Origin of the sequence: Aquimarina hainanensis, from assembly GCF_042684685.1 — a bacterium.
Taxonomy (GTDB): domain Bacteria; phylum Bacteroidota; class Bacteroidia; order Flavobacteriales; family Flavobacteriaceae; genus Aquimarina; species Aquimarina hainanensis.
Genome location: NZ_JBHULX010000022.1, coordinates 260912 through 273208, shown reverse-complemented (window position 1 = coordinate 273208; position 12297 = coordinate 260912). Strand labels below are relative to the sequence as shown.

Genomic DNA, 12297 nt, shown 5'->3' with positions numbered 1-12297 from the left:
AAATAACCATTATATTTTCTTTTTCGAAAAACGTTTCTTTTTTATGATAAATGTTAAATAAACATGATTTATTTAACTAAATTTTAACATTTATATTTTTAATCTATAATGTTTTATTTTTTTGCATTATAAATCATCTTCCAGCAAAGCTCATCAAAATAAATATGTAAGATTTTTCTTTGTTTAACATCATTTCATTTTTTTTAGGAATCTTACCTTTTTATTACGTGAAGTAATTATAATAATATTGTTGTTGTTTTTAATAAGACAACATTTTCATTTCTTTGGCAACAACTATACACTTCATACTACCAATTTCTATATAATGCTTTTCCTTTTTTCCCTTTAAAAAATTCTGAAAACATGATGTTGTTAGTTATAAAATACGAGTAAAATATTCCCTATATATACTTTATCTCTTGTGTTAAGTATGTATAATTATGTATTTTAAACTCTATCAATTATACCTTTTTTGTTACTCTCCTCAGCACTATTAAGTATAATTAAACGGTTCTTTTAGAGATTGCCTTTTTCTCTATAAACCATATTTTTAATTCCTTTTAGGAAAACGTTTCTCTCTATGTTTATCTACATAGAATAAAAAGCTTACACGATGTCTCGTTTTTTTGATACTTTCAGGGAATGAATTCTTTTTATTCAACTAATCGAAAGATAAAAAGGAGACTTAACTGAACCAATACACCACCCCCTTTTGTTTCTATTACCCTAGCTAAGTCATTCTATGTACCTACAAAAAAAAGCTTTATCCGAATTAAATTCGGATAAAGCTTTTCTATTTCTACGCCTTATATGAGACTCTATAGTTGTTCTCGAATTTGTTCGATTGTAGCCTCTCCTATTACAATCCCTCTATCTATCTGTGGATTTCCGATATAGGCTACTGTTGCCTCTCCATAGGCTGTTACTTTTATCCTATCAGAAACATTCACCCGAAAACTTCCCTCTCCATAAGCCGTGATTTTTGTTTCTTTGTTTTTAACGGATAACATACTCACTTTGCTTTCTCCATACGCTGTAATTTTCTGATGCGCTACTGCCCCGTTCTTCACTTCTAAAAAGCTTTCCCCGTACATGGTAACTTTCATATCTTTTAATGCTACTTCTTTCATGATCAACTGGGATGCTCCATAAATACTCAATTGCAATCTATCAGATACAAGTGGGCTTTCCATCACAAACCGTTCTTCTCCTCTCAATGAGAATGATTTGATATTTTTATACGTTACTACTGCTTTTACAACAGTCCCATTATACAGAGGTTTACTTTGTTTCCAACCATCTTTTTTTATTTTCTCATTTTTGGTTACCATTTTAGCCCCATCTAAATATATACGAAGTGTTTTCCCGTTGACCTCTACATTTAATTTTCCTATATCTTCCGTAATTTCTTCTACAATAACAGCTTCTTCCTCTCCTTTTCTGAAGATCACTTCTATATGAGGACTTATAATTACTTTATCAAAAGATTTTACTTCATAACTTTTTATCTGAGCTATAGAGGTATATACTCCTCCTATCACAAATAAAAGAAAAACTAAAACAGTAGTTTCTGGTCTCTTTCTCTTAATGTGTTTTACTCTATTTTTAATTTTAGACATAACGTTTATTTTTTTATTGATTGATATTTAAATATACTATAATTCAAATAGATAATTAGGTGGTTACATATAGTAATACTCTTTATCAAAGACCACTAACACCTGTTGATGTTCTTTACAATAAACCGTTCAACGTGCTTTTTAGCTCAGGGCTTGAAGGTCTTTTTGCATTGGCCGTGATAATCTTTCCTTCTTTATCCAATAATATAAATCTAGGAATAGCTTCAACCAGGTATTTTTTTACAAAATCCGAATCCCAATCTTTATCTGCAATCAACTGAACACCTTTTAGTTTTTGCTTTTCAGTCATTTTTTTCCATTTTACTTTATCCTTTTGTTCATCTACTGAAATACTTACAAATGTTATTTCTTTATTTCGGAATGTTTTTTCCAGTTCTTTTAAATACGGAAGTTCTTTCTTACAAGGTCCACACCAGGTAGCCCATATATCAATGTATACGTATTTTCCCCGCAATTCTTCTAGTGAAGTAGTACCTCCATTTATATTTTCGTATGTAAAAGAAGGTGAAGGTTTTCCTTTTTCAATTTTTTCAATTTTACTATAGATTGCTTTCAGTTCTTTTTTCAGACTGTCGTTCTGAGAAACTTCCATGATTCTATCATAAATAAGCTTTACATTTTCATTTCCAGGGATAATTGCCTCTTCACTTAAATATTGAATTATATTTTTTTGTATTAGAGCTGAATTGAAGTTTTTTATCTCATCAAATGCAGTTGTTATTGTTTCTTTATTTTTTAACCGATCTTCATAATACACATGAATCAAGTTCTTATAAACTCCAATCGTCTTATAATCTTCTTCATTATCTTTATTTAATTCCTGCAAAGCTTTTCTAAAACTAGCTGGCATAGGAGTCCCTTCTATATTCTTGTAACTATCATAATAATACGGATAATCATTCATCTGTTGATAATAATGATATAGAATGTTCTTTTTCTCTATGACTTTAAAAGTCTCTGAAATATCCTCAGTCGTAGATGCTAACAATTTTTCTGAAATGTCTTTCGCTTTTTTTATCTTCTCGTCAAATGATTTTACATCGTTCTCAAACAAAGTCTTATGTTTCCCTGTAATTGCGAATATGGTTCGTTTTTTATTTTTTAAATAATTATTTTCACCCGCACCTTCTCCTGTAAATGAGATTGATTCGTCAAAATTATCGACATCTACCGTTATATTAATGTTATCCCCAGGTGTTAAAAACAGATTTGCTCCTTTCTTACCATTATATAGCACATAATACCCTTGTTCAAGTTTTAAGGTATCTAAAAAAGTTCCATCTTTTTCTATTTCAATTTTTTGAATTCCTCCGTCTTTATACAGTATTAGGTTATCTTCTTTATGGTGTTGAATATTCCCTGATATAAGAACATAATCTACTGCTTTTTTTTCTTCTTTTTTGCAACTAAATAAAGTAGCCATTAACGTCACCAGTACAATTTGTTTTTTCATTTTATTAGTTTTTCTATAAATAATTTAGGATTCGCTTGTATATTCCTAATATCAATTCTATAGGCGTCAATTAATTTTTATTGACATAACTTCTTCCATGACTTTGCAAAAGGCATATTTACACTTTAAATTTTAGATAGAAAGCAACCTCACAATATCTTCATTTTCTTTATAGATATCATTTTTTTTCGGTTGTTACACTTATTATGCAGGTAATTGACATTTCTTTATTTTTTCTTCCTATTTCGCTTTGTCAGAAGGTACTAATTTTGCAATTTTGAGAAAGATCGGCAGCCTATAGATCCTTCTACAAGACAAACAACTGCTATAAACAATACAGTTATTACTTATGAATTCTCTTTTTGTTTCTCTTCAAAGTAAGTTTTCTAAGACTTTTATTCTAATTGTATGTTTTCACGTTTTTTTCTGGGTATCCTATTTCTTCTTTCCATTATTACAATTTTGGGGAATGGAAGAGTATCATTTTCCTATCAAAAAATTACTGCTTGACATCGTATTCAAGCTCATTGTTATTTATAGTGTATTTCTTATAGGTCTTCCCTATATTTTCAGGCACAAACTTTATAAAAAAAAATGGTTATATCTACTGGGTATTGCTATTCTCATTTTTTCTGCATATCTAAATTGTCTTTTTATTGATTCCTTTTTTACCTGTAATACATGCTTCAATATGTTTTGTATCACACGAAGAGGTGTCGAAACTTTTTATTTGATTGTTTTCTTTACTCTCTTCTTTTTGTTTGAACGGTTTACAGCTCAAGAGAAAGAGATAGAGGCTGCTAAAACAGCACAGTACCAATCAGAATTAAAATCACTCAAGGCACAGATTCACCCTCATTTTATTTTTAATACTCTTAATGCTATTTATTCTCATGCTATTGTAGAAAATCTAGATTCTAAGTTTTCTAACCTGATTTTTCAGTTTTCTGACATTCTAAAATATGTTGTGTATGAAGGACAGGTTAAAGAGGTTGCTTTATCTCGAGAACTAGAAATTATCGAGAGCTATATTACCCTACAAAGTTTTCGACATGAAGAACATGTTATTGTCCAATATACTAGCGAAATAACAAATAATCGATTGTATATTGCTCCTCTTTTATTAATTACCTTTATAGAAAATGCTTTTAAGCATACAGGAAATCTGACAGGAGAACAACACCCAATTACTATCGAGATTCGGGAACATAGTAATGTCTTACATTTTTATTGCAAAAATCCATATGCTAGTAAAAATGACGACATCCTTTCTTCTATTCGAGAAACGGAATCTTCTGAAAATGGAATTGGTCTAGAAAACACCAAAAAACGATTAGACATTTTATATCCAGAAAAGCATCACTTACACATCACTAAAGAGGCTTCTTTTTTTTCTGTCCGACTACAAATACACTTATTATGAAATGCATTATTATAGAAGATGAAAGACCTGCTCAAAAATTATTAAAAAATTATATCGAGCGTTATCCCAAACTAAAATTAATAGCTATGTATACTTCTGCTCTAGATGTAGACATGGGTATGATTGCCAGTTGTGACCTTCTCTTTTTAGACATTAAACTACCACATATCTCTGGTTTATCTTTTTTGCAAACATTACCTGTAAAACCAGAAGTAATTATCACTACGGCTTTTGCTAATTATGCCTTAGAAGCATTCGAATTAGAAATGACCGACTATCTGCTAAAACCGTTTAACTTCGAGCGATTTTTTAAGGCCGTTAGCAAGGCTGAAAACCAATTTCAGTTAAAGAATAAACAGAAAGAAGGAAAAACAGAAAGAACATTTTTTTTCATCTATGCCGATAAAACTTTTTCCAGAATAGACCGAGATGATATTTTATTTATAAAGTCTGATGATGACTATATAACAATCCACACTTCTCACAAAAAATGGCTATTAAATGACACCCTGAAAAGATGGACACACAAACTTCCTAACAATATCTTTGTGAAAGTACACCAATCCTACCTTATTAATAAAAGTAAAATTGATACTGTTAAAGGGAATCAGGTATTAATCGGAGCTCACACAATTCCAATAAGCAGAAGTCATAAAAAATCTTTCTTAGATCAGTTATCTGATTATTTATAACCTCTAAACAACAGAATACCTACAGATTTCATACAGCTACCGAATATTTTTCTGCGCTCATTTTGCTATTTTCATTTTTGCCTCCTTAAATATCAATAATAAAGCAATTATGAGGCTGATAATTTTTATCTTTTTCCTAGGTTGTTCGACTTTTCTTTTTGCTCAAATACACCACCCCGTACGCCGGGATACATCCATCAAAAAAGATAGTAAAAACAGTTATCTATTAACTGCAATTGCTACTATTCAAAAAGGATGGCATACTTATTCTCTTCAGGTACCAAAAAATGGTCCTCTCCCTACTGTTTTTTCTTTTAACAAAAACAACAACTATCAATGTATTGGCAGTATTACTGAGAGCAAAGGACATATGGCTTATGATCCTGTTTTTGATATGGTAATTACTTATTTTGAAAACAGGGCGGTTTTCTCTCAGCGTGTTTATACTGAGACTCCTCCTAAAGTTATTACTGCCGAAATTGAATATATGGCATGCAACAATAAGGAATGTCTACCACCTCAATATGAAGACTTAACATTTTACCTATCACATCCTGTAAATCTAAAAAACACAGAACAAAGCGCTCGCTCTGATGAAATACTTATCTCAATTTCATCAAAAGATAAAGAATACCAGCAAGGGATAGCATATGCAAAAAAAACAAACAAACCTATTCTCCTAGATTTTACAGGTTGGGCATGTGTAAATTGTAGAAAAATGGAACAAAATATCTGGACAACTTCTAATATCTTATCCCTATTAAAAAACGAAGTCGCACTTATTTCTCTGTATGTAGATGATAAACGTCCTTTTAAAAACGGAGAACGCGTCCCCTCTAAACTATATCCGGGAAAAACACTTCGGTATAGAGGTCAAAAATGGAGTGAACTACAGGCAATACGATATAAGACTAATTCTCAACCTTTTTATGTATTGATGGATCATCAAGAAAAAAAACTAAATCCACCAATAGGATACACTCCTGATCCAAAAATATATTATCAGTTGTTACAGGAAGGAATACAAAATTTCGAATAGGATTACTCCTTATTTAAAGTAAAACACTTCTTTACATATACACGAAACATTATATAGGAAGTTGTTCTTAATTCTAGATAAACTTCCAGGTATTTACAGCTCGATTACTGAGCAATTTCAACAATAAAAAAAGAGTTAATCAAAAACATACACTAATGAAATATATTATATACAGTATCTTATTTTTGACCTTAATCAACTGCAATACTAAAACAAAACAGGCAGTTGATAAGGTAATTACAAATGACAAAATTATTATAAAAGGAAATGTGAAAAATGTCACAAAAAACAAACTTTATCTGGTAGGAAATAATTTTTCTCAATTTATCGATATTGAAAAAGACGGAAGTTTCGTCGATACACTAACTACTTCTAGTGGTTATTTTTATGTTCGGGACCTTAAAAATTATATTGAGTTATACTTATCTCAGGGAAACTCCTTGGAACTTTTTTATGATGCAGATAATTTTGAAAAATCCATCCGTTTCAAAGGAAAAGAAAGTGTTATTAATGAATATCTACAAAAAAAAAGTGAACTCAAAAATACCATTACCGGAGGAGAGGCTCAATTTAGCCTCCTCAATGAGATAGATTACAAAAAGAAAAACCTAACACTCAAAAAAAGAAGTTTAGATTTGGTAACCCCTTATGACGGGCTTCCTGAATCATTTATAATCAAAGAAAAAAAAAATATCACCTATCAATATTATCTTAGATTTTTTAAATACATATACCTTCATGCATATTATATCAAAGATAGAAACTTCAAACCTTCTAAAACATTCTATAATGAACTTGAAGAAGTAGACATAACCAATGAACAAGACTTCTTAGAGCTTTCATCATATAACAAATTAATCAGAGATTATTATAATCGTCTTATACATAACTGTTCTACAAGTAAAGAGGTGAGTCAGCTTTATAATGGTATTAATTCTAATATTATACAAAAGGAAATTCTGGATATGACGCTACGATCCATGGGCAAAAAGGATTATGCAATTGATACTTTATATTCAGGGTTGCGTTCTTTGAATCTGGATAGACAAACGCTGGCTGATCTGGAAAAGAAATACCGTTCTATCAAAAAATTAGACATCGGTACTCCTTCTCCCAGTTTTAAGTATTATAATATAGATGGGAGTAATACCACATTAGAAGACCTCAGAGGTAACTATGTCTTAATTGATGTGTGGGCTACCTCGTGCGGTCCTTGCAAAATAGAAGTTCCTCATTTAGAAAGGTTGGAAAAGAAATATCACAATCAGCAAATCAAATTCGTAAGTATTTCAGTAGATAAAAAGAAGCATTTCGAACGATGGAAAAAATATGTACATAAAAAAAAGCTAAAAGGAATACAGCTTTTTGCTGATGAGTCTTTTGATTCTGATTTCATTAAATACTTCCAAGTAACTTCACTTCCTAGTTTTATCTTACTAGACCCTGAAGGAAATATTGTTTTATCCAAAGCTCCCTATCCCTCTACTCCTGAAATGGAAAAACTATTAGATGATCTATTATCCAAAAAAAAATGACGTTATTAATTAGCTAGTTACAACAAGCCTCATTACTCCATCGATATAAATCGAACATGTGAATGAGGCTTGACTATTATTATTTGTTCTTTATAATTGTTGTTACTTCCTTAAGCCAGTTATCACTTTTTAATTCAATATCTGGCACAACCCCTTTTGCTTCTATTGATTTTCCTTCTTTCGTTTTAATTTCACAAATCGGAATATATAGGTTGTAATGCTTTAAAGAGACACCTGTAACTGGATTTCCTGCTCCTGCTGTTGTTTTCCCAACAATAGTTGCTCGTTTCATTTGCTGTAATATAAATGCAAAATATTCAGCCGAAGAGCCCGTATTCTCAGAAACCATAACATAGACTGGTACATCAAAAAAGTTAGGACCATCCGTATAATTATAAGGCACTTCACTTTGATGCCATTCCTTCTCTCCTATGCAGCGTTTTTTTAAGAGATGCTGATATTCTTTTGTAGCGAATAAATGCTGATTGATAAATCCACTAAGTTCCCCATACCCTCCTCCATTAGAAGTAATATCAAAAATTAAAGAATCACATCCATCAAGAAACTCCAACATCGCTATAACTTTTTTAAAAGCTACGGTCAGGTCAACCCCAGAAGTATCCCACTTAATATATCCGATATTTTCATCTAGTATGCTTACCTGACTAAAACCACCGTTTTTATTGTGTGTTTTTTTCTGACCTTTTATTTTTCCTGTCTTATAAGCGGCTGGGATCTCTTTAACTCCCATATAAAAATGAATATCATTGGTGGTATTCCTCAGGGTTTCTTTAATCTTCTTTGCTATTTCGGGAGGTGTCATTCCTACCAGTTCTTTATCTTTAATTTGTTGTAAAAGAACTTTCTTTACTTTTTTACTTTTTTCTTTATCAAAGTACGTTTGCTCTAATTTTGCTATAATATCAGTAACCAACGTACTAACCTGCTCCTTATTTAATCTTGAATTCAAAAAACGCTGGTGTTTATCATTAATTTTTGATAGCAATTCTCGCCAAGGTTCTTCTTCATATAGAGATTTCAAGTCTGAGTCTTTAATCAAATGATGATAATTATCCCACCCCATATCGACTGCTTTGTATACATAAGATATTGCCAACTCTTTTCTATCAGACAATGCGGCACTACAAGCAGCGTTATACATATCTTTTTTATTCAACAGTTGGGGTTCACTAGTATCAAAAGCTTTTTTATAAAATAGTATACTCTCTTCATATGCTTTATTCCTATATGCTTCTTCTGCACTCATTACAAGATCATTATATGATTGTGCTGCCAGTATTGTGGTTAAAAAAAATGTAATTACTACTGATATATTTTTCATAGTTGTTTTGTTTAGAAGCAACAAAACTACACGACCAAAACACAAAAACACTATATAAAATACTCATTAACCGATTATTAACCTTTTGTTAACGAAGAAAAAAATCTTCTGTATAATTGGGACTTTTCTTTTTTTTGACTATATTATTATATCTAATATATTAGAAACGGTATTGAAAATTTCAGATGATAAAACGTAATTTGGAGATGTCTCAAACATATTATTTTTATCTATGATTTGGGAATATACAAGGATTTTTGATCTGCTAAAAAAGAAAAAAAGGGTGTTTTTATACTGAAAAAAATATTCTTCCTATTATATTCGTTCCCGAATACCGGAAATGGACTATATTATTCATAATGAATCCAAATAAGAAGTGTTTTGTATAAGTTATGAATAAAAATATTAAACATTTTGTAATTTTATAAAAAAATAGACATGGAATTAATAGAAAGAGCCTTAGAATTCGAAAGTAGAAAGATGAGCCATATGTCTACAAGTGATAGAGTAGCAGCTTCTAGAGAAGCAAAAGAATTGATTTTAGCAATCAATGAGATTTATAAAGAAACAAAAGATACCAAATTAATGGATATCATGAAATTGCTTACTGAAAAGAAACGAAAAATCGAAAAGCGATTAAAAGGAGCAACTGATATATAAATAAAATCTTTTCTTTAATACACTGGCTTATATTATTTCAGATGCTTTTTATAAGCTGTAAATAATATCAAAACATACTGAAAACCCTCTCGTATATCCCACGAAAGGGTTTTACGTGTTTCCTGTAACAAAAACTACTATAGGTATCGATCTTTTCGTTATACATTTTTATACTAGTAAATACCTTCAAAATATTGCGTACTTCCCATATAAATTTTACTTTTGTAGTAGGGAAAACAAAAAAATAAGGGAAAAACGAATACATCCGTCCCCTTGATAAATTCATTCATTTTTTATCGAATAAAAACATTCGTATTCATTATCTTAAAACACAAAATCAAGGATGATGAATACAGAAAATGCATACAATTTATGGGCTAGTCATTATGATGATATGCCTAATAAGACAAGAGACCTGGAAAAAACAGCTGCTCTGACCACTTTACAATCAAAAGAATACCCTTTTATACTGGAACTGGGATGCGGAACTGGAAAAAATACTACCTGGCTCCGACATAAGGCTACCCAACTTACTGCACTTGATTTTTCTGTTGAAATGTTGAGAAAAGCCGAGGAAAAAATTAAGGATAACAACGTTCTTTTTGTACAATCAGATCTAACAAAAGTATGGCCTGTAGCCGATAACACATTTGATTTAATCTCCTGTAGTCTGACATTAGAACACATTCAGGATATTGATTTTATTTTTCGGCAAGCAGTACAAAAGTTACAAAAAAATGGTTTGTTTTTCTTATGTGAATTACATCCGTTTAAACAATATTCAGGAAGTAAAGCGCGGTTTACAGATAAAGGGCAGCTCAATATTTTGCAGTGTTTTACTCATCATGTCTCAGAATATACTGATTGTGCCATTCGAAATGGTTTCAGTATTGAAAAAATAGATGAATGGTTTGATGCTGATGATACAACTACTCTTCCTCGTTTGATTTCTTTTGTTTTTAGAAAAACTACTGTCTAAAAGTAGCTTCTATAAATTGATTATAATCATATTGCAAATCCTCGTGAAGCGTTGCTATTTTTTTTCGGGCATTTTTCAACTCTCGTACATACATTCCGTTAATCACCTTATGCCCCAGTATATCTATTGGAAATGCTTGTAACTTTTGGCAAAAATGTAAAAGTATTTCTATTTCGGTTTCAACCACAGATGAGTATCGGATATATTTTTTATTCGTTCTTAGAATCCGCTGTATGCTTTTCTTTATATAATACATACTCTGTGTATTAATCATTTCAAACGCTTCATCCATTTCTTCTTTAATTTGAGTAATGAATTCCTCTTCATCAGCAGCCTCAAACAACAAATATGTTAATAGTTCCTTGTTTTCCTTCTTGAATCTGGACAAACGAAGACAAATGGCAATCAATTCACTATTCGAGTATTCTGACAGTGCTGATTTTATTTCCTTTACAGTACTACTTTTCACGAAATTAATTTCTAATTTTCCTTATACATTCTTAATGTTTTCCCTCGTCAATATAACCGTTCCTGCAAGGTACTTAAAAGACACTTCTAAATAAAAGAAAGTTGTACAACAAATAGGTCGTACAACTTTTCTATAGCATATTAAAAAAATATACAAGCGTTTCTTATTTCAATACAACACTTTGTATCGCAAAATTAAATCCTCTTTCTTTCTTCCATTTTCCTAAACTAATGGAGCGTGTTCGTATAGCGTCCCCCGTGTATAACGACCCTTTTAGAGCTATAAATGGTGTTGCTTTCCCTGTTGTCAACCATTCATAAGAGATATAAAAAGGCGCTTCGACAACGATTTTCTCCTTAAAAGTATGACGTAACCATCCATCTGATCGTGTAGATGTTATATATACTGGCTCACTAAGAAGTATATTACCTGGGTTTCCTTCTTTATCGACATCATATACATTAAGTCTTAATGTATATGGTTTCTTCTCTATATCCATGTTTTTTACATACACTGAAGCAGAAACTATGGTAGCGCGTCCCCGGGGATGCATCTTCCTAGCAATCTCTGCGCCAGCTTTTTTCTCTCCTCCTATATAGCCCAGGTAATAACTGGAGGCACGTTTGATTCCTAATGTTCTCGTTTTATATTTTCTTTTTTTTCTTACAGAAATTAGTACCTCATCTAATATCGTTTCTTTCTCTTCTAATACAATTATTACCGGCGTTTCTTTCTTAAGCAATTCAGAAACGGCAATCTCTTTTGTTTTAAATCCAATACTTGAAAAAGTGACAAACTCTCCCAAATATTGAGAATTTAATATAAGTTCAAACTCTCCGTTTTCGGTAGTTACCGTTCCTATATTCTTATCAAATATCCCTACATTAACATAAGGAATTCCTTCTTTTGTTTTTTGGTTTATAACACTTCCTTTAATTGTATTAGAACCATATAACGTTATACTACAAAAGCATAACAAGAGGCCTATCATCAATGGGGTATTCACTTTTTTCATTTCTTTATTCTTTATCATTTAATCCATCTGCCGTTTATTACAAAAAGAAG

11 protein-coding genes are annotated in these 12297 nt (G+C 31.0%); 6 read left to right on the top strand and 5 right to left on the bottom strand.

Features of this window, described 5'->3' with window-relative positions; genetic code table 11:
* Positions 1-818: 818 nt before the first annotated feature.
* Entirely contained in the window at positions 819-1619 is an 801-nt protein-coding gene (locus ACFSTE_RS13165) for a head GIN domain-containing protein (protein ID WP_254884070.1), read from the bottom strand.
* Positions 1620-1734: 115 nt separating this feature from the next.
* Complete coding sequence (locus ACFSTE_RS13160; RefSeq protein ID WP_378253501.1) at positions 1735-3093, bottom strand: TlpA family protein disulfide reductase; 1359 nt, start codon at positions 3091-3093, stop codon at positions 1735-1737.
* 691 nt (positions 3094-3784) lie between these two features.
* On the opposite strand from ACFSTE_RS13160, the gene ACFSTE_RS13155 reads away from it, so the two are divergent.
* From ACFSTE_RS13155 to ACFSTE_RS13140, 4 genes are all read left to right on the top strand, one after another.
* Positions 3785-4516: a sensor histidine kinase gene (locus ACFSTE_RS13155; RefSeq protein WP_378298177.1), complete on the top strand. Its 732-nt coding sequence runs from the start codon at positions 3785-3787 to the stop codon at positions 4514-4516.
* Positions 4513-5208: a LytR/AlgR family response regulator transcription factor gene (locus ACFSTE_RS13150; RefSeq protein ID WP_378253498.1), complete on the top strand. Its 696-nt coding sequence runs from the start codon at positions 4513-4515 to the stop codon at positions 5206-5208. Before ACFSTE_RS13155 ends, ACFSTE_RS13150 begins: the two co-directional genes overlap by 4 nt.
* Before the next feature lie 109 nt (positions 5209-5317).
* The gene (locus ACFSTE_RS13145) at positions 5318-6247 is read left to right on the top strand and encodes a protein-disulfide reductase DsbD domain-containing protein (protein WP_378253496.1); all 930 of its coding nucleotides are present in this window, start codon (positions 5318-5320) and stop codon (positions 6245-6247) included.
* A gap of 155 nt (positions 6248-6402) precedes the next feature.
* Positions 6403-7782, top strand: coding sequence for a TlpA family protein disulfide reductase (locus ACFSTE_RS13140; protein ID WP_378253494.1), 1380 nt, complete (start codon positions 6403-6405; stop codon positions 7780-7782).
* Positions 7783-7861: 79 nt separating this feature from the next.
* On the opposite strand, the gene ACFSTE_RS13135 is transcribed toward ACFSTE_RS13140, so the two are convergent.
* Complete coding sequence (locus tag ACFSTE_RS13135; protein WP_378253492.1) at positions 7862-9124, bottom strand: S41 family peptidase; 1263 nt, start codon at positions 9122-9124, stop codon at positions 7862-7864.
* 438 nt (positions 9125-9562) lie between these two features.
* On the opposite strand from ACFSTE_RS13135, the gene ACFSTE_RS13130 reads away from it, so the two are divergent.
* Both ACFSTE_RS13130 and ACFSTE_RS13125 read left to right on the top strand, forming a co-directional pair.
* Entirely contained in the window at positions 9563-9784 is a 222-nt protein-coding gene (locus tag ACFSTE_RS13130; RefSeq protein WP_176027138.1) for a hypothetical protein, read from the top strand.
* A gap of 343 nt (positions 9785-10127) precedes the next feature.
* Positions 10128-10763: a class I SAM-dependent methyltransferase gene (locus ACFSTE_RS13125; protein ID WP_254884072.1), complete on the top strand. Its 636-nt coding sequence runs from the start codon at positions 10128-10130 to the stop codon at positions 10761-10763.
* On the opposite strand, the gene ACFSTE_RS13120 is transcribed toward ACFSTE_RS13125, so the two are convergent.
* On the bottom strand, positions 10753-11232 hold the full coding sequence (locus tag ACFSTE_RS13120; RefSeq protein WP_378253489.1) for a hypothetical protein: 480 nt from the start codon (positions 11230-11232) through the stop codon (positions 10753-10755). The genes ACFSTE_RS13125 and ACFSTE_RS13120 overlap by 11 nt on opposite strands.
* Positions 11233-11395: 163 nt before the next feature.
* Entirely contained in the window at positions 11396-12247 is an 852-nt protein-coding gene (locus ACFSTE_RS13115) for a carboxypeptidase-like regulatory domain-containing protein (protein ID WP_176027140.1), read from the bottom strand.
* Positions 12248-12297 lie beyond the last annotated feature (50 nt).

Coding starts and splice junctions, on each gene's coding strand:
- ACFSTE_RS13165 (WP_254884070.1), bottom strand. CDS start 1,619: ATGTCTAAAATTAAAAATAGAGTAAAACACATTAAGAGAAAGAGACCA.
- ACFSTE_RS13160 (WP_378253501.1), bottom strand. CDS start 3,093: ATGAAAAAACAAATTGTACTGGTGACGTTAATGGCTACTTTATTTAGT.
- ACFSTE_RS13155 (WP_378298177.1), top strand. CDS start 3,785: ATGTTTTGTATCACACGAAGAGGTGTCGAAACTTTTTATTTGATTGTT.
- ACFSTE_RS13150 (WP_378253498.1), top strand. CDS start 4,513: ATGAAATGCATTATTATAGAAGATGAAAGACCTGCTCAAAAATTATTA.
- ACFSTE_RS13145 (WP_378253496.1), top strand. CDS start 5,318: ATGAGGCTGATAATTTTTATCTTTTTCCTAGGTTGTTCGACTTTTCTT.
- ACFSTE_RS13140 (WP_378253494.1), top strand. CDS start 6,403: ATGAAATATATTATATACAGTATCTTATTTTTGACCTTAATCAACTGC.
- ACFSTE_RS13135 (WP_378253492.1), bottom strand. CDS start 9,124: ATGAAAAATATATCAGTAGTAATTACATTTTTTTTAACCACAATACTG.
- ACFSTE_RS13130 (WP_176027138.1), top strand. CDS start 9,563: ATGGAATTAATAGAAAGAGCCTTAGAATTCGAAAGTAGAAAGATGAGC.
- ACFSTE_RS13125 (WP_254884072.1), top strand. CDS start 10,128: ATGATGAATACAGAAAATGCATACAATTTATGGGCTAGTCATTATGAT.
- ACFSTE_RS13115 (WP_176027140.1), bottom strand. CDS start 12,247: ATGAAAAAAGTGAATACCCCATTGATGATAGGCCTCTTGTTATGCTTT.